Below are 25,768 nucleotides of genomic sequence, written 5' to 3'. Positions count from 1 at the left end.
CTGCGGTTCATCCCGATTTTGCAAGCAAAATCGGGATGAACCGCAGGGAATTAAAAGTCTTTGAAGGGGGTCTGGGGGAAACTTTCTACAGAAAGTTTCCCCCAGGGTAATTAATCAGAGCTTCCTTAGGTGGTCTCCTGCGGCTAGGGATGGGAGTCTTCCCGCCGCTGCGAATCGTTCCCGGCGTCTTCGCCGGGGGTCTCGGCCGGCAGCCTCAGTCTCACGACCTGCCCCTCCTTTCCGAGGGGGCCGAGGGGCTCGCCGTCGAAGGAGAGCTCCACGCCGCCGGCGTTGCCGATGACGAGGTAGAAGCCCTTGGACGCCTTGCGCACGATGCGCTCGCCGGGGCGCAAGAGGGCTTCGAAGGGCTCGCCGTCGTCTATGAATATCTTGAGCCAGACGGGACCGCTTGCGTTGACGACGAGGGTGTGTCCGCCGTCGGTCCCGGCCTCCGGCGCGGCGCTCCGGGCTTCTGGAGGCGGGGCTTCGGCCTCCAGGCCGCCGGGCTCCGCGGCGGCCTCCTCGGCGGCCGGCGGCTCGGTCTCTTCCTGCGGCGGGGCTTGCGGCTCGACGGCCTCCCCGGCCACGCCGACCTCCTCCTCTTCCGCGGGCTCCGCGGCGGGCCGCGCCGACTCGGGGGAGGGCCTTTCGGCTGTGACCGGCTCCGTGGGTTCGGGACCGGAGCCGAGCAGGTAGATGAGCAGCAGGGCCGCGACCGCGGCGGCCGCGAGCACCGCGATGAGCGCCGGCCTGCCCGGCCTGGGGCCTTCGGCCGCCTTCCCGGCGCTCGCGCTCTTCCTCTCCTCGTGGGCCGAGAGCCTGGAGAGGTAGTCTTCGTACATGAGCATGGCCTCGGTTTCGTCGAGACCGAGATGCCTGCAGTAGGACCTTATGAACCCCTTTACGAAGATGGGGGCCGGCAGGGAGTCGTAGTCGTCGGCCTCCAGCGACTCGAGAAGCCGCGCCGATATCTTGGAAGCCTCGGCGATCTCTTCCAGCGACACGCCGCGCAGCTCGCGCTCGCGCTTCAGGTATTCTCCAAGGGCCTCGATCAAGCTGTCCGCCTTTTTTATTTCAGGAGTTTCAGGTACTGGGCCGCAAGCCGCGCCTTGTCGCTCTCAGGCGCGATCTCCATCACTTTTTCGAAGGCCGCGATCGCCCCTTCCCTGTCTCCGCTCTCGGCCAGGGTCTTGGCGAGGTTGAAGCGGGCCTCTACGAAGCCGGGCGCCTTGGCGACGGCGGTGCTGAAGGCCTCGACGGCCTTGTCGCTCTCCCCGAGCCTGTCGTAGGTCATGCCGAGGTTGTTGTATGCCATGGCGTAGTCGGGGTTGGCGATGAGGGCCTTCTTGAAGCTCGCCTCCGCCGCCCTGTACTCGCCCTTGCTGTAGAGGGCCCAGCCCATGTTGTTGTGGGCCAGCTCGGGCGTGGGATAGAATACGTTCTCAAGGGCCGCCTCCGAGTGGGCGATGGCCTCGTCCCAGGCGCCGCGCTTGAGCAGCAGCGCGCCGAGGTTCACGTGGGCCTCCGAGAGTCCGGGGTCGAGCCTGATGGCCTCCCGGTACTGCTCTTCCGCCTTGTCGTCCATGTCGAGTGCGAAGTAGGCGAGGCCGAGGGCGTTGTGATAAGAGGGATCGTCCGGGTAGGATTCAACGGCGCGGGTAAGCTCCTTGAGCGCCTCTATGTGATGGCGTTCGCTGAGGTGGACGATACCCATCCTGTAGTGGATATCGGCCTCCTTTTTACGCTGCGCAAGCGAGGGACCGCAGGCCGTCACAAGGACCGCCGTGAGCACGAGCCACAGGACCCGGGTGGAGCAATGCTCGTAAGCCGTGCGCTTAGCCATCGGAGGTTCGCCCGTCCGGGGAACTATATCATATGTCTTCAAAATGGGTCAACCGCTTAAATTCACGGAAGCGCTCGTCTATGTCCGAGTCGGTGAGCGAGCCGAGGCGCTCGAGGCTGAAGGACTCGACGTTGAAGGACGCCATGACCGAGCCGTAGATGATGGACTTGCGGATGCCCGATTCGCTGAGGTCGCCGGTCCGTGCGATGTTGCCCATGAGCCCTCCTGCGAAGCTGTCGCCTGCGCCGGTGGGATCGTATATATCCTCGAGCGGATAGGCCGGCGCCGAGAATACCGACCCGCCGTTGAACATGAGAGCGCCGTACTCGCCGCGCTTTATGACGAGCGTGGAGGGCCCCATATCCAGTATGGCCCTGGCCGCCTTGACGAGGCTCGCCTCCGAGGCGAGCTCCCTCGCCTCGCTCTCGTTTATGACGAAGAGGTCCACGCGGCGAAGGAGCTCTCTCAGCGCGCGGGGCTTGCCCTCTATCCAGAAGTTCATGGTGTCGCAGGCGATGAGCCTCGGTGAGCTCACCTGGTCGAGGACGCGGAGCTGGAGCTCGGGGTCGATGTTGGCCAGGAAGACGTAGGGGATGCGGCGGTAGTGCTCGGGCAGCACGGGGTCGAAGTCGCTGAAGACGTTGAGCTGCGTGTCGAGCGTGTGGGCCTGGTTGAGGTCGTATTCGTAGCGGCCCTTCCAGCGGAAGGTCCTGCCCTCGACCCTGGCGAGACCGTCGGTGTTCACGCCCCGCCGCGTCAGGGCTTCTACGTGCTCGTCGGGGAAGTCGGTGCCCACCACGGCCACGAGGCTCACCTCGGAGAAGTAGCTTGCCGAGGTGGAGAAGTAGGTGGCCGAGCCGCCCAGGACGTCGTCGGCCTTGCCGAAGGGCGTCTGCACGGAATCGAACGCTACGGAACCTACAACGAGAATGCTCACTTTTAGACGGCCTCCGTCTTTGATTGGGTTTTCTGGAAGTTCCGGCCGGTCGCCACGTGGCGCCCTGTTTGAAGGGGCGTTGCCCGCGGTCGCCTCCGGAATTCTCGATTCGCTCTTCGAGTCCCCCGGCTCCACGGACCGTGCCGGGAGGCGGGGCTCTTGAGCCCGGGTTGAAAGTCTTTGAAGGGGCCGGGCAAGAGGGTCAGCCGGAGCTCTTCCGGACGTACTTGCCTATTATCGGCTCCAGCCTCGCGGCCGTCTCCGGCGGCACCGCCTCGGGCGCCGTCACGACGGCGAATCTCGCCGCCTCGGGGCACCGGCATCCGCGCCGGGGCGATATGGACGGCACGGCCCTTTTTATGATCTCCTTGGCGGTGGCGACGTTCTTTCTCAGGGTCTCCAGTATCATCTCCACGGTCACCGACTCCTCGGTCTCGTGCCAGCAGTCGTAGTCGGTGGAGAGCGCCACCGTGGCGTAGCATATCTCGGCCTCGCGGGCGAGCTTGGCCTCGGGGATGTTGGTCATGCCTATGACCTCCACGCCCCAGGACCTGTAGATGCGCGATTCCGCCTTCGTGGAGAACTGTGGGCCCTCGATGCAGATGTAGGTCCCGCCCTTGTGGACCGTGGCGCCGGCGGCGGCCGCCGCCTCGTAGAGCCTGTCGCTCAGGTCGGGGCAGACGGGGTCGGCGAACTCGACGTGCCCCACCACGCCGTCGCCGAAGAAGCTCGATGCGCGGCCCATGGTCCTGTCGAAGAACTGATCGACGATGACGATGTGGCCGGGCTCTATCTCCTCCTTCATGCTGCCCACGGCCGAGATGGAGATTATCCACTGGACGCCGAGCTTTTTCATGGCGTATATGTTGGCGCGGTAGTTTATCTCCGATGGCAGCAGCCGGTGACCCCGGCCGTGCCGGGGAAGGAAGACGAGCCTTGCGTCGCCGAGCCTTCCGGTGACGAACTCGTCGGAAGGGTCGCCGAAGGGGGTTTCGACCTTCACCGACTCTATGGCGGTGAGCCCTTCCATCTCGTAGAGACCGCTGCCGCCGATAACGCCTATGACCTTCTCAGCCATGAACCCTCCTCGATATACACGACCCGCCCATCGGCCATGGCGTGCCGCCCTGGCCGTGGAGCAGGTTGTTGATCCTGCATTTTTAACACCGACTCACGGCCCCGGTCAAGCTTTATTTAGGAAGCTCTGATTTAAGGGAACTTTTTTGTAAAAGGGTCATAGGCCCCCGTTTCCCCCAGGGTAAATAATTACAGCGGAGGCTTGAGGCGTTCGCCGCCTTGGGGGGGCGGCACCGGGGGAGGTTCGGGCCGCAAAGGCGTAAAAGATCCCGCCTGGCGCGGGCCGAACCTCCCCAGGTGCCGCCGAAGACCCGAATAACATGGGAATGAGCGCGGGGGGACGCGGGTCCATGGTCCTTCTATGGAAAGCCCGCCAAGGGGGCGCCCGGCCCTGAGTCGTCGTCTGTTGAGTGGCGTAGCGGGGACCGCCTGGGCGCGCCAGGCGGGGTTGTTACGCCTTTGCGCCCAGGCGGCCCCCGCTACGCCCCGGCAGAGTGAGGGGGCATCAGGGAGCCCTCAGATGTTGACAAAGGTGGAGGGCTGGTATAATATCGCCCTCTGAGCCGCGACGGCGTATCCGCTCTCCCTGCTGGCGGCCTGATTCCTCGAGATATGACGGTCAACGACCCTTCTTACACTGCGCTCCCGGCGTTTCTTGCCGCGCTCATAGCCCTCGCGGCGGTACTGTCTCCACAGCCCTGTAGCGCCGGGGCGTCTACCAATATCCCCCTGTCAAGCCCTGTCTACAGGGACCTGGAGCGCCTGGAGGTGAGGGGGCTTGTGAAGAGCGCCATGCTCTCGACCCGTCCATTCTCGCGCAGCGAGGGCGCAAGGCTCGTGAGGGAGGCCCTCAGGGCCTACGACGGCCTTCCTCCATCGGCCAGGGGAGGAGTGGTGTCGGCTGTGCTTGCGAGGCTTGAAAGGGAGTTCGCCGAAGAACTCGAAGGCGACCACGCAAGCTCGTACCTGAAGCCCGTCGACAGGCTCTACGCCGCGTACTCCTACTCCCGTAGGGACCCTCTCTACGAGGAGAGGAACAGCTACGGCGACGAACTCGGCAGGGGGTCCAACGTGAGGACGGGCCTTGCCATGCGCGGCCGGCTACTCGGCGCCGTCTCCTATTACATGAACCCCGAGTACCGCGCCGGCGAGGACCTCTCGCGCGGAAAGCTGGTGCTCGGCTACGCCACACTCGCCCTGGGGCCCTTCGAGATCGAGGCGGGCCGCGACGCCATGTGGTGGGGGGCGTCGCGGCAGGGCGCGCTGCTACTGAGCAACAACGCCGAGCCCTTCGACATGGTGCGCGTCTCCACGACGCACCCCGTGCTCCTCCCCTCCTTCTTCCGCCATCTCGGCCCGATAAAACCCACCTGGTTTCTGACGGAGCTTGGAAAGGATCGTCCCGTGGCGCGGCCCAGGCTCATGGGCATGCGCCTCGACGCGAAACCCCTGCCGTGGCTGCAGGTGGGGCTGTCGCGCGTCATCATGTTCGGCGGAGAGGGGAGGGCCGCCCTCTCCGCCTCGGACTGGCTCAAGATACTCTACGCCTCGGACAGCGCCGAGCACTCCAACTCGCCCATAAACGGCAACCAGCTCGCCTCGCTCGACCTCGCCCTCGTCTTCGCCGGCGATAGCCCCTATCTTCCCTTCCACGGCGTCAAGCTTTACACCGAGTGGGGCGCCGAGGACTCGTCGGGCAAGACCAAGACCCCCACCGGCAGGGCAAACATCTGCGGCGTCTTCGTGGACGGGCCGTTCCGGGTCGACAGGCTCGATCTCCGGGTGGAGTGGGCCAATACGGCCAGAAACGCCCGCTACGGACCGGCGTGGTATGCCCACGGCGTCTACTATCCGGGTTACAGGTACAGGAATAGGGTCATAGGTCACTACATGGGCGGCGACTCACGCGACCTCTTCGCGCGGATTCAGTACAGCTTCGACACAGTGACCGTCGGCGTTGAGGCCGACCGGAAGGAGTCGCGTCTCCACGGCGGCCCCCTCGGCAAGACACGCTCTGTGGGCGCGGACCTCGTCTACTACCTGGACGGCTACGGGCGGTTCGAGATCGGCTGGTCGCTGACCGACGACGACGATCCCCTTACGAGCGTCGAGGGCGCCGAGCACTTCTACAGGGCCGCCTTGAGCCTCGAGTTCTGACATTTCCCTGTCTCGCTTTATCTCTCCTGCTCCCAAGCGCACCCCTCCGTTGTTTCTCCGAAAAGTCCACGATTTTCTTTTGCGGCTGCAGGCCATCAGCCTTTGACGGCGATGGTCTTCCGTTAGGAGGGAGTTTTTTGCGCTTTTTGTCGGATCCTGAAAAGTTGGAATGCCTGTCACGCATTTTCTGTAAAATAATTTTACATAGACCTGCGGCGCCTTGTCGGCGTTAATTGTTTGTATATAAAAGTATTTGCTGTTGCTGTGGCAAATTTCTGTTGTAAAATAATTTTACACACTCAACAGCCTTGCTATCGTATGTCATTTTGACCTTCGCTGAAAGATTGTATGAAAAATACATACTTAGCCACGAGATCGTCGTCGTTGTCGTCGTTGGTATGCTTATTGCATGTATTATGATTGTGTGAGGAAACACGCTGTCATTTTTAAGAAACCAACGTTATTCCGTCTGCAGGGGTGAGGTCATGCTTTTCAAAATCCTTTCTACCGTAAGGTCGGTACTCTTCCTCTCGGTATTCTTCTGGATTCTTCTTGGGGCAGGCTCTCCGGCGTCGGCCATCTCATACCAGGTCGTCGATCTCGGTGCCTACACGCCCAACATATCGAGCCATGGCATGGACATCAACAACGGGGGCACGGTGGCAGGTTTTCTTTCCTCTTCGGGCATCTCCTCTTCGTTCATCTACTCCGGCGGGAGCTTCAAGGTCTTCGGTCCCTTGTCCGGCCACTCATGGAGCCAGGCACGAGCGGTGAACTCCAGTGGTCAGGTGGCGGGCACATCGGGGGATTCGTCGGGCGCCAAGATGGGGTACCTCTACAGCGGCGGTGTCGTGACGCCTCTGGGGACGCTGCCGGGCGGCTCCAGCAGCGTCGCATTTGATATCAACGACGCCGGAGAGATCGTAGGTTACTCGTCGTCATCGCTCGGAACCCGCGGTTTCATCTACAGCGGCGGCGTGATGTCCGACCTCGGCTCCCTTGACGGCGGTACATGGGTGAGTGCAAAGGCCATCAACAATCTTGGGCAGGTGGTCGGCGTGTCTGAGAAGGGCGGCGTACAGAGCGCGTTCCTCTACGAGGGCGGCGTGATGAAAGCCGTTGGAACCCTGCCTGGAGGGACCTCCAGCGTGGCGCTCGATATCAACGACAGCGGTCAGATTGTGGGGTGGTCCGACTCCCAGGCCGGGAGGATGGCCTTCTTCTACGACGGTTCGGTTATGACGGGTCTCGGCATACTCCAGGGCGGCTCGTGGAGCGAGGCCTACGGCGTTAACTCCTTCGGGCATGTAGTCGGTCGTTCCAATTCGTCGCAGGGCTGGAGCAGGGCCTTCCTCTACAGGAACGGCGTCCTTTACGACCTCAACAGCCTCATCCCTCAGGGGTCGGGGTGGGTGCTTCAGAGCGCGTTCGCCATCAACGACGTGGGATACATCGTTGGTACGGGTAAGGTTAACTCCCGGCAACACGCCTTCATGCTCACCCCCGTCTCCAATAGCCCCTCAAATGTGCCAGAGCCTTCTGCTATTGTGCTCTTTGGCTCGTCACTGATGGTCATGGCGTTGCTCCGGTGCCGGCCCTTGCGGAGGAGGGGGTGATTTCCCAATCCCCTCCTCATCCCTCTTTTTCCTCTCTTCCCCCGTTGTAAGGCATTGAATTCTACAGTAGTAAAAGACCTCTGGACCCTTCTGTTGGAACTCTTCCATTGCAGCTTCGACCCTTTCCTGTAGGCATTGAAATCTTTTTTGTTTGACAAGGCAAAAGTGTTGTTATAATATTGACGGCGGTTGCTTGCGAAAAACATACTCTTTGTTACTCCAGTCTCGGCATCCAGGGTGGAGTTTTTTCATCTCGACTTTCCATGTCAATTGCCCGTCACCTACAAAAACATGAACCTATCGCATTGAAAACACTGAGAAGGTTTGCGGCTGCAACCGCATTTATATGGTTGCTGCTTTTCAACGTCCTCCCGGCCGCCCAGGCAGCCGGGGAGTCCGGGGGATCGGTACCTTTACCGGCGGCCGGACTCCTGCAGGGCGGCGAGGCTACGGCTCTCTCTCCCTCGCAGCTCAAGGCCATTGACAGGAGTCTCCTCGAAAAAGGGGGGCTTTCCGGTGTTGGAAAGCCCGGGGCCGAGAGGGAGACCGTCAAAGAGGACTCTCTGTCGGATGGAAAACCGGCGGGCGAAAGGTCCCTTGTCCAGGCGCCGCGGCAGGTCTCCACCTTCGAGGCATACGTGGCAAGCCGGGAAGGTACGGATGCCGTAAGGCAGTTCGGCTATGACCTCTTCAGCGCCGCCGCCGCTTTCGCTCCCGATACCGAGGTCCTGCCCGTGGGACCCGACTACCTGCTCGGGCCGGGCGATGAGCTGTCGATAAGCCTCTGGGGCAAGGTGAACGTCGACTATGCTCCGGTAATCGACAGGGAGGGCAAGATATCCCTGCCGTATATAGGGGTGCTTCATCTGGCCGGACTCACCTTCGGCGAGGCAAAGCAGTTGCTCCTTCAGACCTTCAGTCGTTATTTCAAGCCCTCTGAAGTCAAGGTGAGCGTCGGTATGGGGAGCCTGCGCTCCATAAGTGTCTTCGTGGTTGGGCAGGTTAGGAGGCCGGGAAGCTACAGGCTCTCATCTTTTTCTACGCTCGTTAACGCCCTCTTCGCAGCCGGAGGTCCTGGCAAGACCGGCTCGATGCGTGCCGTAGAACTGCGCCGAGGCGGAAAGACCGTCGCCGTCCTGGACCTTTACGACTTCATACTCAGAGGCGACAAGGACGACGATCTTCGATTGATGTCCGGCGACGTCGTCTTCGTGCCCACCGTTGGGCCGCTTGCGGCCGTCACCGGTAATGTGTTGAGACCGGCGATCTATGAACTCAAGGGCAAGGTGAAGCTTACCGATCTCATCGAGATGGCCGGCGGCGTGGGACCGATGGGTTATCTCGGGAGGGTGCAGGTCGAAAGGGTCCATGCAAACGAGTCGAAGGTCATCGTTGACGTCAACCTCAAGGATCTCGCGCCGGCCAACGATATCGTCATCAGGGACGGCGACATAGTCAGGATCTTTTCCATATTCCAGGAAGTCACCAACTACGTCCGGATCGAAGGCAACGTCTCCAGACCGGGCATGTACGAATGGAAGGAGGGGATGCGGCTCGGCGAACTGCTCAAAGGCGGCTCGCTCCTTCTGCCGGACACCTATTACGACTTCGCACTCATCGAAAGGCGAGTGCCCCCGGACTTTCACAGCGTATACGTTTCGGTGGACCTCGGGAAGCTGCTCCACGAGCATTCGGAGAAGGACAACGTGGAGCTGCGCCCCTACGACACCGTAACCATATACAGTAAATGGAATTTCATCGATAAGGAGATGGTCCGTGTAGCGGGGGCGGTGGGCAGGCCCGGAGAGTTCGAGTTCCGCCCCGACATGCGGCTCTCCGACCTCCTCAACCTTGCCGGCGGTCTCAAGAAATACGCTTACGCAGAAGAGGCCGAACTGACGAGAGTATCGCCTACGCCGTCGGGTCCCGAAGTGGAGAAGATTGTCGTCTACCCTGCAAAGGCGCTCGCCCGTCTTCCAGGGTATGACATCCACCTCCAGCCCGACGACTACCTTTTTGTCAGGGCCGTGCCGGAGTGGGGGCTCTACAGGACCGTCACCATCGAGGGGGAGGTCAGATTCCCGGGCAGATATACCATAGAAAAGGGCGAGACCCTGTCGTCGCTCATAGAGCGTGCCGGCGGGTTTACGGATAAGGCCTATCTGATGGGCGCGGTCTTCACGAGAGAGTCGGTGAGGGAGCTCCAGCAACGCCGTCTCGACGAAGCGATAGACAGGCTCGAACAGGAGATAGTGAGCCGTTCGGCGCATACGATAGAGGCGGCCCTTACGCCGGATGAGGCCGCACAGCAGGAGGCGGCCGCCAAGCAGCGTAAGGCCCTCATAGCAAAGCTGCGTGCCGTCAAGGCCCAGGGGAGGGTCGTCATAGAGCTCAAGAGTCTCGATAAGTTCAAGGGCTCGCGCTTCGATATACCCATGGAAGAGGGTGACAGGCTGTTTATTCCGGAGAGGCCCGTTCACGTCCAGGTCATCGGTTCGGTGTACAATCAGAACGCCTATGTCTACCAGCCCGGTGCGACCGTGGCTTCCTACCTCGATATGTCGGGAGGATTGACCGATCTCGCCGATGAAGATGCGATCTACGTACTCAAGGTAAACGGCGAGGCCGTAAGTCAGAGGACTTCATCGGGCGGCTTGCTCGCTATTCGATGGGACAGGTACAACAAGCGCTGGGTGAGCGGCGGCCTCATGGCGTCACCGCTGGACCCGGGCGACACCATCGTTGTGCCGGAGAAACTGGAGCGTGTGGCCTGGCTTAAGGAATTCAAGGACATAACGCAGATACTCTACCAGGTGGCCGTCACCGCCGGGGTCCTTCTTGTGGCCTTTTAGCGGATATGGAAGGTAGTCGCCTTTCTCCAAGCACCACTTCCTTGAGCGCAGGCGACAAGGTGATTCCCCTCAAGCCGACCTGTATCGATATTGCAGGCTCCGATGATGGCGGCAGGGTGCTCTTGCTCTTCGGAGTCTCCGCCGGGAACCTTTATCATGCAACGTGACAATAGTATCGCCGTGGAGAGGGGGCCTGGCATCAGGGACTACTGGCTTGTAGTCGTAAGACGTAAGATGCTGATTCTGGCGGTTACTGTGACGACCGCCTTCGTCTCTGCCGGTGTGAGCCTTTACATGACTCCCATGTACGCGTCGACCACAAGCCTGCTTCCACCCCTCCAGGAGGGGCAGTCGGTCGGCGCCGGTCTGGCAGCCGGTCTCCCCCTGGGACTCGGCTCCATGGCGGGCGGCTTTCTCGGCCTTAAGTCTCCGGCTGATATGTGGCTGGGTATACTCCACAGTCGAACAGTCAAGGACAACATCGTCAAGCGATTTGACCTGCGGCGACGTTATGGCAAGACAACCTTCGAAGCTGCAAGAGGGGTGCTCGACGGCAATGTCTCTATCCGCAAGTCCAAGGAAGAGATCATATACATCACCGTCGAGGACATGGATCCCGGGACGGCGGCGGAGATGGCCAAGGCCTTTGTCGAGGAGCTCGACAGGATAAACAAGAACGTCGTAATGACGGCGGGCAAGCGCACCAGGACCTTCGTGGAGGAGAGACTCGAGGGAGTGAAGAAGGAACTGGAGAGCGCCGAGGATGCGCTTCGGGCTTTCCAGGAAAGGAACAAGGCCATAAAGCTTGACGAGCAGTCAAAGGCCATACTCAAGGCCATAGGTGCGGTCAAGGGAGAGCTCATGGCCAAGGAGGTGGAGCTTGAAACCATGCTCTCTTACGCCACTTCGAGCAATCCCATGGTAGAGCTGCTCAGAACCGAGGTCGCCGAGCTCAAGAATAAACTCAGGCAGCTTGAAGAGGGGCGGGGAAGCGTAATCAGGGGAGGGGGTGAAAAGAACATCGACAGTGATTCCTTCATCCCTACCGCCGATATCCCCGACCTCGCTCTCAAATACAAGAGACTCCTCAGGGACGTGAAAATTTACGAGACACTTTACGAGCTGCTTACCAAGCAGTACGAGATGGCGCGTATCCAGGAAGCCAAGGACACGCCCATAGTGCAGGTCCTCGATGTTGCAGACATAGCCGAGACCCGCTCCAGGCCCAAGAGAAGAAAGATAGTATTCCTCTCGACGCTGAGCGCCCTTGTCCTGTCTGTCTTTACGGTTTTCTTGCTCGAACACCTCAAGAGGTTGAACACTTAGTCTCGTGCAGGTTGCCATGAGTTGCCGCAGGGAGGTGCCGTCTTGGATGATTTGCTGAAGATAGCTGCCGGTTGGCTCTCCCGCTTCTATCCCGCCGAAAGGATTGACCGCGTCCTGGATTCCCTTTCGAGGCACAGACGTGTTGTGGCCGTCTCCCTCCAGGCCGTGCTCATCGTAGCAGCAAACTTCATAGCCTTCCACATCCGCTTCGAAGGCTCTATACCGCAGCCCCAGCTTCACAACTTCCTGATTATGCTTCCCCTTCTCCTTGCCGTCAGGATGGGCGGACTCTACGTCTTCGGCCTCTTCCACGGTCTATGGAGATACGTGAGCATAAGAGACCTGGTGAATATCATCGCCTCGGTCTCGCTGGGTACCGTCCTGTTCGCCGTCACCGTCAAGTATATCCTCGCCGTGACCACTTATCCCTGGTCGGTTATCATCATGGACTGGTTCCTCGCCATTGTCCTGCTCGGCGGCGTCAGGCTCCTCAAGCGCCTCCACAACGAAATACATCCCCACATGCTTGACGCCAAGAGGGTGCTGATCATCGGAGCAGGCGACGCGGGGTACATGGTTCTCAGAGAGCTGCTCAACGGGCGCAAGTACAATTACCGGGTCGTTGGACTCATCGATGACGATGCCCAGAAAAGGGGGATGAAGATACTCAACACCACCATACTCGGCACGACGGCCGAGCTCGAGGAGATCGTGGCCAGGAAGAATCCCGACGAGGTGGTGCTGGCCATACCGTCCGCGCCCATCGACTTTCTGCGGGGGATCGTGAGCCGCTGCAAGAAGCTCGGTAAGCCCATAAAGGTGCTGCCCGGCATCAAGGACCTCCTTTTCGCAAAGGACCTCTCCATCCTCATCAGGAATATAGAGGCCGAGGACCTTCTCTTCAGGGAGCCTGTCCCCAACGACTCTGCGGCGCTGAGGCTCTTTTTTCAGGGCAAGAAGGTCATGGTCACAGGCGCAGGCGGGAGCATAGGCTCGGAGATATCGAAGCAGATAGCCGGCTACGGTCCGGCTCGCCTCGTCCTCTTCGAGCGCCACGAGGGCAGCCTCTACGAAATAGACAGGACTTTGAGAGAGACTCACCCGGACCTTCGGGTCGACGCCGTCATGGGCGACATAACAGATTACAACAGGGTCTCCGAGGTAATGGCCGGCACCATGCCGGACATCCTCTTTCACGCCGCCGCCAACAAGCATGTGCCCATGATGGAGCTCAACCCCTCGGAGGCCATAAAAACCAATATACTCGGTACGAGGACAGTATCTGCCGCGGCCGGTCTCGCGGGCGTGGACAGGTTTGTGCTCATATCCACCGATAAGGCCGTAGATCCTTCGAACATCATGGGGGGATCCAAAAGGGTGGCCGAGCTTGTAACCATTGCCTCGAACGCCTTGTACGAAACGAGCTTCATGGCGGTGCGTTTTGGAAACGTCCTTGAGAGCAGCGGTAGCGTCATCCCGCTCTTCAAGAAGCAGAGCAAGGCGGGAGGGCCTATTACGGTGACCCACCCCGAGGTGACGAGGTACTTCATGACGCTCTCCGAGGCAGTGCTGCTTTTGCTGCATGCGGCCTCGATGGGCAAAGGAGGAGAGATCTTCGTCCTCGATATGGGCGAGCCCGTCAGGATTTACGACGTGGCGAGATCGCTTGTAAACCTCTACGGTTTCACGCCCGGCAAAGACATAGATATCGTCTTTACCGGCCTTCGTCCCGGTGAGAAGCTGGAGGAAAAGCTCTTTAATTCGCATGAGAGGGTTCTGAAGACCATGCATCCGAAGGTCAACATGGCCGTAAACGGTGACGGCGACGTAGAGGACCCTCAGGAAGTGTTTCGTGTAGTCGATACCATCGAAAGGGTCATGAGGGAGGGCAGGCTCTCCGATGCCGTGAAGGCGCTCGAGTCCCTCGTGCCGACCTACAGTTACCGTCCGCTCACCCTCGGGCCGGACGAGAATGTCGGAGAGACCTTCAAGGTGGAGCGGTCCGCCGCCAGGGCTAAGGAGATTAACGTTTGACCGGCGGCTCAAAAAAGAAGAAGGGGAGTGATTGCTGACTATGAGGTTCAAGATCGGTTTCGAGGAAGAAGACAGCAGGAAGCTGCACGAGAGCTGGGACGCCATCATCGAAAGACAGCAGTGGTCGGAAGGAACGTTCACCAAGACCTTCGAGGAGAAGTGGTCCAAGCACAACGGCGCCGAGGCCGTAGCCTTTTCAAGCTGGGGAGGGGCGGCGCTTGCGGCCCTGGAGTTCATCGGCGTAGAGGGAAAGACGGTGCTCTGTCCGTCCAATACATTCATGGCCACCCCTCTCAGTGTCGTCAAGGCGGGCGGTGCCGTCGAGTTCGTCGACTGCAACAGGGATGATTTGTGCTTGTCACTGGACGACCTGAAGGTTAAAATAGAGCGGTACAAGCCGGTCGCCGTCTGGGTGGTTCATATAGGCGGTCACATCGCTTTCCAGATAGAAGATATAGCCGCACTCTGCAAGTCCAAGGGGGTGGCGCTTCTTGAGGATTGCGCCCATGCCCACGGCGCGTCGTGGAACGGCCGCAGGCCCGGCACCTGGGGAGACGCGGGCGTTTACTCCTTCTATGCCACCAAGACGATATCGACGGGCGAAGGCGGAATGCTCGTCACCGGCAACAGCGACCTCGCCGAGTACGCACGCCGTTACCGTAATTACGGCAAGTTCGACTACCAGGTCGAAGGGCTCAACTACAGGATGAGCGAGTTCACGGCCGCCATAGGCTGTGTTCAGATCGACAGGCTCGACGACATCGTCTCCTGGAAGAACGAATACGCTGAAAAACACCTCGACCCCCATCATCCCAATCGTGTGCTCTTCCCAGACGGCATGGTCTCGGGGTATTACAAGTACATAGTCTTCGATCCCATTGAGAAGTCTACGGGCAAGGTCTACGACCAGCCGTGCCACAGGATAATGAAGAGGGACTGCCGGCTGCCCAACACCGACTGGGTGGCGGAGAACCACTGGTGTGTTCCGCTCTACTACAAGGGCGACAGCTGAAGAGACGCCGTCGATCCATTTTAAAGAAGAGGAGGAAGTTGCTGATGAAGGTACTCGTTACGGGAGGTTCGGGTTTTATCGGTTCTCATGTGGTTGACAAGCTGAGGGACAAGGGGGTTGGCGTAAGGGTCTTCGACGGCGTGTTGCCCACCTTCAGGGACGACATCGAGTTCTACCAGGGAAGTCTTCTCGACACGACGGCGCTGAGCTTTGCAATGCACGGCATAGACGCCGTTATGCACCTTGCGGCCGTTGCCGACGTGAAGAACGTCTTTGAGGACCCTCACTACTCGGAGTCCATAAACGTGCGCGGCACCATAAACGTCCTCGATGCGGCAAGGCGCGCCAGCATCGAACGTGTCATCTACGGGAGCACCACGTGGGTCTACAGCGACGCCGATGCCACGGAAGTGGACGAGACCACGCCGCTCCATGCGCCGTCCCATCTCTATACGGCCACCAAGCTCGCCGGCGAGTACTACTGCCAGAGCTACAGCAAGCTCTACGGGCTGGATGTAACCATTCTCAGGTACGGCATCCCTTACGGTCCCAGAGCCAGGGACGGAGCCGTGATTCCGATCTTCGTCAAGAAGGCGCTCTCCGGCGAGCCGCTCACCATAGCCGGCGACGGCTCCCAGTTCAGGAAGTTCATATACGTCGAGGATCTGGCCGAGGGGCATGTGCTGGCGCTGCAGAGCGTGGCCAAGAACAGGATATACAACCTCGACGGTGACGAGAAGATAACCATAAAGCAGATCGCCGAGACGATAAAGAAGATAGTTGGTGACGTGAAGATAGAGTACACCCCCGCAAGGCCCGGCGACTTCTCGGGCAAGGAGGTCTCGAGCGAGCGCGCGCACCGCGAGCTGAACTGGAGGCCGAAGGTGAGCTTCGAGGAAGGCGTGCGCCGCTACATCGACTGGTACAGGGAGCGCGAGCAGAGACGCAAGGCCGACTGGGAGAGGCTCGACGCCATTCTGCGGGAAAAGGTCACGGTGGCCCGTTTTGCAAACCTCTGATCATTGCCGGGGGAAACTTTCCGAAGAGTGGCCGCAGGTCCAAGTTTCCCCCGGCCCCCTTCAAAGACTTTTGCTGCCTCTCGGTTTTCCTGGCTCCGCACACCATATCAGGGGGACCGAGAGCATGGAGAGTCTCTGGAGGGAGTCTCCCCGTCGGCGCGCCTTCGCGGCTGTGGCCGGAAGTTCGGCTCGCAAAGGCGTAAGACCCCCGTCAAGGGCGGGCCGATATCTTTCCTTGAAAACGCACGAACCGGGAGGCGATGTCCACGATTTGACGATGAGTGTGATGGTCTGCTCTGTAGCATGCTCGCCGACGGCGGGGTGTCTGCCGTGAAGGTGCTCGTAGTCGCGCCCCATATGGACGACGAGGTCCTTGGTTGCGGGGCCTCCATTGCGCGGCATGTCGAGGCCGGCGATGAGGTCCATGTCTGTTTCATCGCCCACCGCGTCTACGATCACCGCTACGACGAGGCCCGCAATGAGGTGGAGAAGGGTCATGCCAATGCGGCGCGGAAGGTGCTCGGCTACGGGGAGGCCGTCTTCTTCGGCCTCGACGACGAGAGGCTCGATCTCTGCGTGCAGGACATACTCATTCCCCTCGAAGAATATATTTACAAGTTTCGCCCCCACACAGTCTACTGTCCTTTCAGGGGAGACAATAACCAGGATCACCGGGCGGTCTTCGACGCCGCCCGGGTGGCCCTCAGGCCGTCGGCGGCGCATTTCGTCGACAGGCTCCTTATGTATGAGACACCGTCGTCGACCGAGCAGTCGCCGCCCCTCCCGGAAAACGTCTTCTATCCCAACCTCTATGTTGACGTGAAGGCGCAACTGGGCTCGAAGATTGAGGCCCTGGCATGTTACGAGACCGAGAAGAGAGCGTTCCCCCACCCGCGCAGTGCCGAGGCCGTAGAGGTCCTTGCCCGTAAAAGGGGGGTCGAGGCCGGTTTCGAGTACGCCGAGGCCTTCATGGTCCTGAGGGAGATGTGGCGCTCGTTGTGAAGGTCCTGGCAATCATACCGGCCAGGGGCGGCAGCAAAGGGATTCCGGGCAAGAACATCGTCGACGTGGCCGGCAGGCCGCTTATCGCCTGGACCATAGAGGCGGCGGCCCGCTCCTCGCTCGTCGACAGATGCGTGGTATCGACGGACGATGAAAGGATTGCCGACGTGTCGAGGGGGTTTGGAGCCGAGGTCCTCATGCGTCCGGCTGAGCTCGCAACGGACGAGGCGTCGACGCTGAGCGTGCTTACTCACGTGGCGCGGCGTCTTCCCTGCGAGACGGTCGTGCTGCTCCAGGCGACGTCACCCATCAGGCGGGCCGGCCTCATAGACGAATGCATAAGGGAGTTCGAAGAGGGCGGATATGATTCGCTGGCCACGGGCTTGCGCTGCAAGTACGTGGCTTACGGAGAGAACGTACTTCGAAGGCAGGAGATAGAGGGGTTTTTCTACGACGACGGCAACGTCTACGTCATGAGAGGCGATATGGTCCGGCGAGGCGAGCGTTTCGGCGAGCGTATATGCCGCAAGGTCGTAAGCCGGTGGGAGAACGTGGAGATAGACGACCGCTTCGACCTCTGGGTTGCAGAGAGGATCATCGAGGAATTCGGCGCGGGACTGGAGAGGATGCCGGAGGACCTGCGCATCGTCGAGGCATAGGAAGAGGGATGGAGAAAAGGAGCCGGGCCGCCGGGACAGGCAGCGTCAAGGTCAACCACGACTATTTCTCTCTAAGCAGTCGCTGGGACAACCTCAATTACTTCCTGGCCCAAGGGCATGTGATAAGCCACGTGATCGATCGCATCAAGTGGCATCTCTGCCCGCGGTTGTTCATTACGCCGTCCTTTCCCACCCATCTCGAGATCGAGGCCGCCAGCGCCTGCCAGATGCGCTGTCCCATGTGCAAGACGACCGAGATGATCGACCGGGGGATCGATTTCTTCGGCGTCATGGAGATGGACCTCTACAAACGGATAATCGACGAGGCGTCGACACGGCCGTTATTTTCCGTAAAGCTGAGCTGGCGGGGTGAGCCGCTCCTCAATCCCCGTATCGTCGACATGGTGGCCTACGCAAAGGAGCGGGGCGTAAAGGACGTGGCCTTCCTCTCCAACGGGGAAAGGCTCAGCCCTGAGCTCTCCGAAGAGCTCGTAAGGGCCGGGCTGGACTGGATAAGCATCTCCTTCGACGGCATGGGAGAGGTCTACAACAGGATAAGAAAGCCGGCCGTATTCGATGAGACTGTGGCCAAGATAAAGGACCTCAGGGCCGTGAGGGACAGGCTCGGCATGAAAAAACCCCTTATCCGCGTGCAGTCGGTCCACTCGGCCATACGGGGGCGCGAGGGTGAGTTCCTGGCCCTGTGGCGGGGTGTGGCCGACCGCGTAAATTTCATCGCCGATCAGAAACGCTCGACCGACCAGAAGGACTATCGCCAGGACCCGTACTACATCTGTCCGGCGCCATGGCAGCGGATGTGCATCTCCTGGGACGGCAAGGTGGTCCAGTGCTACGGCGATTACATGGAGGGCAACGTCCTCGGCAATGTGAACAGCAGCAGTCTGTACGACATATGGCACGGAGGTCCCTTCAGGGAGCTGAGAAGGCTCATGAAGGAATGCAGACGTCTTGCCACCAAGCCCTGCCGTACCTGTTCGGACGGAGGCCTGACCGAGGAGGAAGAGGTGGTCGTCGATGGAAGGCGCATACGTGCTGCCCGTTACGTCCACCAGGCCGTTGATGTGAAGACCATGGAGTCGGGCATGGGACGGGCCGATGAAAAGTGAACCCCTGCGCATAGCCTTCAGGGTCGATGCCGATACGCACGTCGGCACGGGCCACCTCATGGAGGTGATGGCCCTCATAGAGGCTATGGAGAGCATCTGCGCCGTTGAACCGCTCGTCGTGACGAGGGCCAACCCCTATACGGTTGAGAGGCTCGAAAGAAGCGGTATCCGTAACGTAATGCTCCTTGATGGCGGGTGCGACGAGGAGGAGGACGTCATTGAGACGGTCGGGATACTCTCCGCTTGGGGGTATCGTGATCTCGTCATAGACCTCCTTGACCGCTCCGACGCCTTCTATGCCGCGTTGAAGGAGAGACTTGCCACTACGACGGTCATCCTGGACAACAACGTACACAAGGCCACGCCGGCGGACCTGGTGATCAATTTCTCGATCACCCAGTCGGCCTGCTTTTACGACCCCTTGCCGGGTTGCTATCTTGTCGGTCCCCGTTACGCGATACTCGGGGGGGCGATAGCTCAGAGGACGCCGCCCGGCGTCAAGGAGTCCGTGTCGCGCATATTCGTAAACCAAGGGGGGGGCGACCCTTACGGCCTCACCTCCAAGACGTTGAAGGCCGTGGACGGGATGTTCGAGGGGGCGCAGGTGGACGTGGTAGTCGGAGGGTCGCTTGGACGGGCCACCCTCGCCGAGCTCGAAGAGACGAAAAGGGAGCTCGGTGGTGGAGAGCGCTACATTTTCCACAGCAACATATCCCAGCAGGAGGTCTACGACCTCATGGAAAGAGCCGACCTGGCGCTCACGGCGGCCGGCAACACCCTCTACGAGCTCTCGTACTTTGGAGTGCCGTCCATAGTCATATGCCACCATCCCCTGCACGACACGGTGGCCAGGGCCTTCGAGCAGGAAGGGGCGGTCATAAACCTCGGCGAGGGCAACCGCCTCGATGAAGAGGTGATAGCCTGCGAGGCGCTTCGAGTCGCCGGTGACCTCGGGCTGAGGAAGACGCTCTCGCGCAACATGAGGCGTATTGTCGACGGCGGGGGGACGGCCCGTGTGGCGCGGCGCATAGCCGAAGTGGTGCGATGGAGCCGGCAGGCCGGTCCCGCTGGGAGAGGGAAGGGAGCGGCGGAGATCGCCAACTTCTGAGATGTACAGGGTGCTCATAACGGGAGCGGGAGCGCGCGGCGTACCGGGCCTCATAAAGGATCTTCGCAGCTCGGGCGAGCCGTTCCATATCGTTACGGCAGACATAGACGGCGAGGCCGTGGGGAACCTCTTCGCCGACAATAGCTATGTGGTCAGCCCCTGGGACGACGAGGACTATATACCATCGCTGCTTGATGTAGTGGAAAAGGAGGGGATAGGGTACCTCATCCCCAATGACGGACCAGCAGGGCTCGTGAAGCTTTCACGCCTGGCCGCCGCGGCGAGCACCCCCCGCATAGCGGTGAGTGTCGATACGGCCGAGCTCGAGACGGCGCTCAACAAGCACGCGCTCTATGAGCGGCTCAAGGCTACGGGACTCGATGCCCATGTGCCGCGTTTTGTCCTTGCGAGGACATCGGAAGAACTCCTGGACGCCGTGGAGGAGCTCGGCTACCCGCAGAGCCGAGTGGCCGTAAAGCCGGCCGTATCAGAGGGATCGAGGGGTTTTATGGTCATCGACGGCCGTCGTGTCGACATCTTCGACGACAGGTCCCTGCACCGCCGGCTCACGCTCGAAGAGCTGCGCCTTCGACTGGAGGGCTTGGCGACCGTGCCGGATGTGCTGGCGATGGAGTACCTGCCGGGTGACGAGTACAGCGTAGACGTGCTCGTCGACGAAGAGCGCAGGCCGAGATACATGGTTCCGCGCCTCAGGGAGCGGGTCGCGGAGGGCATATCCGTCAAGGGTGTTGTGGTGAAGAACAGGGAGGTGGAGACGCTTGCCGCCGAGGTCCTCGATAGGCTCGGGCTCATCTATGCACTCAACATACAAATAAGATATTCGCATGACGGAGTGCCCAAGGTCATCGAGGTGAACCCAAGGGTTTCAGGCACGATGACCTCTTGCACCGGAGCGGGCGTCAATATGCATTATTTCCTTGTGCTGCTGCTGGCCGGCAGGCCGCTTCCAGCGGTACAGGTGCGTTACAACACGAGGATGTACAGGTACTACAGTGAGAAGTATCTCCATGGACAGTGACATCCACTGCCATACGGTCTTTTCCGACGGCGCCGCCACGGTGGACGAGATGGTGGCCGCCGCCGTTGATATCGGCCTGCGTTCCATAGCGGTGACGGATCATGTGAGAAGGGATACCCCTTGGCTCGACGACTACCTCGAAGAGATAGAGTCACTAAAGGAGCGCTACGATGGGACCATAGAGGTCCTCTCCGGTTTCGAGACGAAGGTTGTCGATTTCGACGGCCTCCTCGACGTCGAGGAGCGCAGACTTGAAGAGGTGGACGTGGTGCTCGGCTCGATCCACTCCATACCCTCCGCCGGTGGTTTCTTGACCGACCGGGAGACCGCCGACAGAGGATATGTACTCTCCTGTTGGCTCCATGCCTTCCGGGGGCTTGTGCGAAACGACGCTGTCCATGTCATCGCCCATCCCGCTCAGGAACTCGCCGCACTCGGTATCGACCTCGATGAGGAGATGGAAGACGAAGTTGTGGATATGATAGTGCGTGAAAACAAGATCGTGGAGGTGAGTCTCCGGCATCGGGTGCCGGGGGCGCGATTTTTCGCTAAACTTCTCGACCGCGGTGTGCCCATGGCCGTCGGCAGCGACGCCCACAGTGTAGAGGATATGTACCGGTGCCACAGAGGAAAGCGGCGTTACCTGGAAGACCTTTCCAAGGGAGGAGTGAATTGAAGCTCGACGTTGAAGATATAAGAAGAAAGATAGAGACCTACAAAGAGCCAGGGCGGGGGCGCGTCTACGACGCCGTCGCCTCAAGGAACCTGAGACCATACTTTCATACAAACGCCACACTTTCTTCAGAAGCTCGTGTACGGTGACGCAACGGCAGACAGCCTCGACGATATATGGCGTGGTGAAAGTATCCGCAGGATGCGGTCGCTAATGAAAGAAGGGCGTAACAGCGAGCTTGCCCTTTGCAGAAACTGCAGCTTCCTCTATGTCAACGACTGGACGATCTGACGATGTGCAAAAGGTGACGGCGATGTCGCGTCTTGAAGAGATTACGGCGGAAGGGGTCTTCATAATCACCGAAGTGGGCTGCAACTTCGAGGGCGACTTCGGCCGCGCCGTGGAGATGGTCCACGCAACGGCCGATGCAGGGGCCGATGCGGTGAAGTTCCAGACCTTCGTCGCCGAGAGGCTCGCATCGAGGTCGGCTGAGAAGTTCTGGGAGATAGAAGGCTGTCCCGGCCGCACCCAGCTCGACGAGTTCCGCCAGATGCCGTCCCTTTCGGCCGACGAGTATCTCCGCCTGAAAGAGACGGCCGAGAAGAGAGGACTCGTCTTCTTCTCCACGCCGTCGGACGAGGGGTCGGCCGACCTGCTCGAAGAGGTCGGCGTGGAGATGTACAAGATAAGCTCCATGGACATAACCCATCTGCCGCTGCTAAGGCACGTGGCCCGTAAGGGGCGCCCCGTCATAATCTCCACCGGCGCTTCGACGGTCGGCGAGATCGACGAGGCCCTCAGGGTGATGGCCGATGAGGGGAATACCGACGTGGCCGTCCTCCATTGTACGAGCAACTATCCCACCGAGGACCGCAACGTGAACTTGCGCATGATAAGTCACCTGAAAGAGGTCTTTCCACACGTTCCGGTCGGCTATTCGGACCACACGCTGCCGGAGGACGGCGAAGGGATTATCGCCTCGGCCGTAGCGTTGGGGGCGCGGATAATAGAGAAGCACTTCACCTTCGATAACACACGGCCCGGTTATGACCACGAGATATCGGTCGATTACCAGGGACTCACCCGTCTGGTTCGCCAGGTGCGAAGGGTCGAGGAGGCGTTGGGCGAGGCGTTCAAACGTCCCGTTGAGTCGGAGGCGAGGGCGAGGCTCCACGCCAGGCGAAGCATAGTCGCCGCCGTCTCCATACCACGCGGAGCGGTCTTGACGCGGGAGATGCTCGCGATCAAGAGACCTGGCACGGGCATAGAGCCGAGGTTCCTCGACGTAGTGGTGGGGCGAACGGCGAGTACGTCCATCGAAGAGGATGCGGTCATCACATGGGAGATGCTTTGAACTCACTCTTTCGTCCAAAAAAAACATTTGAAGGGGTCTTTTCTGTTGAGAAAGCTTGAGAAGGATGTTTCAGCAAATTGCGAGATACCTGACAAGTCCATGCTCCATCCCCCCGGGACTGTAGAGGAGCAGTACAAACGGATGCGAAGCGACCTTGGATTCTACTGGGGCGACGGTCCCCAGGGGCTCGATTCCACCAAGGTCGAGGCCGTGGCCTGTTCGTTGTGCGGCGAGCCCCCTCCACCTTCCGAACGCGCCGTCTTCACAAAGCTCAGGTTTCCGTATTTTCTGTGTCCCGGATGCGGTCTCGTATATCCGTCGCCGCGGCCGAGGAGTGAGTACCTGGACAAGCAATACAAGGAGGGACGCTTTGCAAGCTCCTTCACTGACATATACCTGCCCTCCGCCCCTTACAGGATGGCCACCATATTCAGCGAGAGGGTCGAGGAGATTATAAGGCCGCGGGTACCAGGAGGAAGACTTCTCGACATCGGTTGCAGTTCGGGACACTTCCTCAAAGTCGCCCATGACGGAGGCTACGAGGTATACGGCATCGAGCCGAACCCCGATATGGTGGAGTTCGCCAGCGGTGAGCTCGGCCTGCCAAACATCAGGGCCGGCGTCATGAGCGACGACGCCTACCCGGCCGACTACTTCGATGTCGTAACACTCTGGGACGTGCTCGAGCATGTGCCGGATCCCGGCTCTCTTCTCGTCTCGGTCAAGAAAGTGCTGAAGCCCGGCGGCTGGGTCTTCGCCTACACCGAGAACCTGGAAAGTTTCAATTACTTCATAACCGGGGCCGACTCGGAGATGTTCGCCCCGGACGTCCATATCCGTCACTATACACCGGCTACCTTCCGGCGCGAGTTCGAGAAGGCGGGCCTTTCCGTGAGCGAGGTGATGACCAAGGGGCTCGACATACAGCACATAGAGACGACGGTGAAGCTCAACCCCGACCGTTACAGGCGCGAGGACTTCACCGCGCTCTTCGAGGCGGCGGAATCGATGCAGAACTTCATAAACGCCTGCGGCAAGGGCGACAACCTGAGGCTCTTCGCCAGAAAAGCCGGTTAGCACGGTGACGACCACCCAGGACGACATCCTGTCCCGTTACGGCGCAGGCCTCGACCGTGCGCAGCGGCAGCTCCTGTCGCGCCACGGCGAGCGCTACGCGCGCTACAGGCGCGACTACGAGGCGGCCGGGGCCTTTGCTTACGAGCCGGATTTTCCGCTCTACATAATGCTGGAGCAGAGCTACCGCTGCAACCTCGGCTGTCCGTCGTGCATACACGGTCTGCCCGATGTGAAAAGGAGGTTCGATACCGACGGCGGGGTGATGAGCCGTGAGCTCTTCGAGCGCATAGTCATAGAGGGCGAACGAAACAGCTGTCCGTCCATGGCCTTCCACGTAAACGACGAACCCCTTCTGGTAAAGGATCTGCCCGAGCGCGTGGCCTTTGCCGCAGCTCACGGTTTCATGGACCTATTTGTCACGACCAACGGCCTGCTCCTTGATGAACAGCTCATGAGAAGGCTCGTTGAGAGCGGCCTTACGCGAATACTCTTCTCGGTTGACGCCGCAACCGAGAAGACCTATGAAAAGGTGAGACCGGGCGGAGACTTCTCGAAGGTGCTTGCCAACATCAGGTGTCTCAAGGAGTACAAGCGGGAGCACGAGCTGGTCCTGCCGGCCACCCGGGCGAGTTTCGTGGCCACAAGTCTCAATGCCCATGAACAGGACCTCTTCGTCGAGACGTTCTCCGACCTCGTGGACTATGTGGAGGTGCAGGGCTATTCCACGTATTACGACTACAATCACGACCTCGTGCCGGCCGGGGCCCACCGCCTCGACGACTTCACCTGCAACGAGCCGTGGCGAAAGCTCATAGTCAGGGCAAACGGCGACGTGTTGCCATGTTGCTCCTTTTACGGATACGAAATACCGCTGGGAAACGTATACGAACACTCTCTCAGGGAGATATTCAACGGCCCGTTGTGTAGCAGGCTGCGAAGCGATCTCAGGCGTGGCGTGTACAGCCTCGCTGCATGTCGGGCGTGCGCTGGCAGCTTCCATACGCTGAGCGAGGCCTGAACATGGAGAAGAAAAAAATTCCTCCTTGTAAGCCCTGTGCTCGACCCGGGTCCATTCTTCCCCATCAACATCTCGCGATTATGGTGGCGGCCCTTTCGGATGCGGGTGTAAAGTGGTTTTTTATCTTCAAGAGGGGTATGCTATGAAGCACAGGAGACGTTCGTTGCCGCAATCGACGTATTTGACCGATTACGATGGCGTTGATTCGTTGGAGAATTTCCGCTTGACCAAAGAGCTGCATGAATACAGGCGGTTCTTGTTGAGGAAGTCTGGTAACGAAAAAAACTTCATCGAGAGAGTTGCTGCGGATGGGGCCGAGAATTTTTTCGAGATCGGATGCGGCAACGGCAGGCTCCTTATAGCACTCCACGGAAAGAGGCGTACACTTCTTGGTATCGATGTATCGAGATCGAGGATCGAGTTCGCCAATAAGTGGGTCGAAGATGAGAGGCTTGACGGTGTTGCCTTCGAAGTGTGTGATATCTTTGAGATGACGAAGCAGAGACGGTGGAGCGGCATGTTCGATGTCGTCATCTGCAATTCCTCCGTGGTCACGCTATTTGATGCTATACGGCCAGGCGGCACGGACAAGGTATTGCGCTTCGTCAGCCGCTCTTTGCGGCCTGGGGGGGTTTTTATAGTTCATTTGCACTTTCCTCTTGCCGTCAGATCCCTTGGCGATGGAGAGGTGCTGAGAACTTGGCAGGAATTTCCTTCTCCCGATCCTTGGCGATTCTGTCTCAATGATATAGAAAGAACAGGAAATTTTATTGTATGGAAGAAGAAATTCATTAAGCGGGAACCGCCTATAACCATCGATGAGGACAGGTGCACCTTT

22 protein-coding genes are annotated in these 25,768 nt (G+C 59.9%); 18 read left to right on the top strand and 4 right to left on the bottom strand.

Going from position 1 to position 25,768, the window contains the following annotated elements:
• Positions 1–143 precede the first annotated feature (143 nt).
• The 4 genes from ENJ37_08105 to mtnP form a co-directional block, all read right to left on the bottom strand.
• On the bottom strand, positions 144–1,055 hold the full coding sequence (locus ENJ37_08105; GenBank protein ID HHL40455.1) for a helix-turn-helix domain-containing protein: 912 nt from the start codon (positions 1,053–1,055) through the stop codon (positions 144–146).
• 14 nt (positions 1,056–1,069) lie between these two features.
• Positions 1,070–1,843, bottom strand: a complete 774-nt coding sequence (locus tag ENJ37_08100; protein HHL40454.1) for a tetratricopeptide repeat protein — start codon at positions 1,841–1,843, stop codon at positions 1,070–1,072.
• A 28-nt stretch (positions 1,844–1,871) separates the two neighbouring features.
• On the bottom strand, positions 1,872–2,780 hold the full coding sequence (locus ENJ37_08095; GenBank protein ID HHL40453.1) for a sugar kinase: 909 nt from the start codon (positions 2,778–2,780) through the stop codon (positions 1,872–1,874).
• Between the two features lie 202 nt (positions 2,781–2,982).
• A complete protein-coding gene (gene mtnP, locus ENJ37_08090; protein ID HHL40452.1) occupies positions 2,983–3,858 on the bottom strand; it encodes an S-methyl-5'-thioadenosine phosphorylase in 876 nt (291 codons plus the stop codon).
• 611 nt (positions 3,859–4,469) lie between these two features.
• Here mtnP and ENJ37_08085 point away from each other — a divergent pair.
• The 18 genes from ENJ37_08085 to ENJ37_08000 all read left to right on the top strand — a co-directional run.
• A complete protein-coding gene (locus ENJ37_08085; protein ID HHL40451.1) occupies positions 4,470–6,014 on the top strand; it encodes a capsule assembly Wzi family protein in 1,545 nt (514 codons plus the stop codon).
• Between the two features lie 485 nt (positions 6,015–6,499).
• Entirely contained in the window at positions 6,500–7,630 is a 1,131-nt protein-coding gene (locus tag ENJ37_08080) for a DUF3466 family protein (protein ID HHL40450.1), read from the top strand.
• A 263-nt stretch (positions 7,631–7,893) separates the two neighbouring features.
• Entirely contained in the window at positions 7,894–10,482 is a 2,589-nt protein-coding gene (locus ENJ37_08075; protein HHL40449.1) for a polysaccharide biosynthesis protein, read from the top strand.
• Between the two features lie 102 nt (positions 10,483–10,584).
• The gene (locus tag ENJ37_08070; GenBank protein ID HHL40448.1) at positions 10,585–11,808 is read left to right on the top strand and encodes a hypothetical protein; all 1,224 of its coding nucleotides are present in this window, start codon (positions 10,585–10,587) and stop codon (positions 11,806–11,808) included.
• Between the two features lie 42 nt (positions 11,809–11,850).
• A complete protein-coding gene (locus tag ENJ37_08065) occupies positions 11,851–13,842 on the top strand; it encodes a polysaccharide biosynthesis protein (protein HHL40447.1) in 1,992 nt (663 codons plus the stop codon).
• 40 nt (positions 13,843–13,882) lie between these two features.
• Positions 13,883–14,854, top strand: coding sequence for an aminotransferase DegT (locus ENJ37_08060; GenBank protein HHL40446.1), 972 nt, complete (start codon positions 13,883–13,885; stop codon positions 14,852–14,854).
• A 44-nt stretch (positions 14,855–14,898) separates the two neighbouring features.
• Positions 14,899–15,873: an NAD-dependent epimerase/dehydratase family protein gene (locus ENJ37_08055; GenBank protein ID HHL40445.1), complete on the top strand. Its 975-nt coding sequence runs from the start codon at positions 14,899–14,901 to the stop codon at positions 15,871–15,873.
• Positions 15,874–16,176: 303 nt separating this feature from the next.
• Positions 16,177–16,875: a PIG-L family deacetylase gene (locus tag ENJ37_08050; GenBank protein HHL40444.1), complete on the top strand. Its 699-nt coding sequence runs from the start codon at positions 16,177–16,179 to the stop codon at positions 16,873–16,875.
• Between the two features lie 5 nt (positions 16,876–16,880).
• A complete protein-coding gene (locus ENJ37_08045) occupies positions 16,881–17,534 on the top strand; it encodes an acylneuraminate cytidylyltransferase family protein (protein ID HHL40443.1) in 654 nt (217 codons plus the stop codon).
• Entirely contained in the window at positions 17,396–18,661 is a 1,266-nt protein-coding gene (locus tag ENJ37_08040; GenBank protein ID HHL40442.1) for a radical SAM protein, read from the top strand. Before ENJ37_08045 ends, ENJ37_08040 begins: the two co-directional genes overlap by 139 nt.
• A complete protein-coding gene (locus tag ENJ37_08035) occupies positions 18,651–19,769 on the top strand; it encodes a hypothetical protein (GenBank protein ID HHL40441.1) in 1,119 nt (372 codons plus the stop codon). The genes ENJ37_08040 and ENJ37_08035 overlap by 11 nt, the downstream gene beginning before the upstream one ends.
• 1 nt (position 19,770) lies before the next feature.
• Positions 19,771–20,808, top strand: coding sequence for an ATP-grasp domain-containing protein (locus ENJ37_08030; GenBank protein HHL40440.1), 1,038 nt, complete (start codon positions 19,771–19,773; stop codon positions 20,806–20,808).
• Complete coding sequence (locus ENJ37_08025) at positions 20,798–21,484, top strand: PHP domain-containing protein (protein HHL40439.1); 687 nt, start codon at positions 20,798–20,800, stop codon at positions 21,482–21,484. Before ENJ37_08030 ends, ENJ37_08025 begins: the two co-directional genes overlap by 11 nt.
• A 105-nt stretch (positions 21,485–21,589) precedes the next feature.
• On the top strand, positions 21,590–21,772 hold the full coding sequence (locus ENJ37_08020; GenBank protein ID HHL40438.1) for a hypothetical protein: 183 nt from the start codon (positions 21,590–21,592) through the stop codon (positions 21,770–21,772).
• Positions 21,750–22,835: a hypothetical protein gene (locus ENJ37_08015; protein ID HHL40437.1), complete on the top strand. Its 1,086-nt coding sequence runs from the start codon at positions 21,750–21,752 to the stop codon at positions 22,833–22,835. The genes ENJ37_08020 and ENJ37_08015 overlap by 23 nt, the downstream gene beginning before the upstream one ends.
• A gap of 45 nt (positions 22,836–22,880) precedes the next feature.
• Positions 22,881–23,912 carry a class I SAM-dependent methyltransferase gene (locus tag ENJ37_08010; GenBank protein HHL40436.1) on the top strand — a complete coding sequence of 344 codons (1,032 nt, stop codon included), beginning with the start codon at positions 22,881–22,883 and terminating at the stop codon, positions 23,910–23,912.
• A 4-nt stretch (positions 23,913–23,916) separates the two neighbouring features.
• Entirely contained in the window at positions 23,917–24,930 is a 1,014-nt protein-coding gene (locus ENJ37_08005) for a radical SAM protein (protein ID HHL40435.1), read from the top strand.
• A gap of 142 nt (positions 24,931–25,072) precedes the next feature.
• Positions 25,073–25,768: class I SAM-dependent methyltransferase (locus ENJ37_08000; GenBank protein HHL40434.1), on the top strand; the 696-nt coding region annotated here is incomplete at its 3' end.

The organism is Deltaproteobacteria bacterium (genome assembly GCA_011375175.1).
Taxonomy (GTDB): domain Bacteria; phylum Desulfobacterota; class GWC2-55-46; order GWC2-55-46; family DRME01; genus DRME01.
Note: the sequence above shows the minus strand (reverse complement) of the source record. Positions and strands in the feature narration are given on the sequence as shown.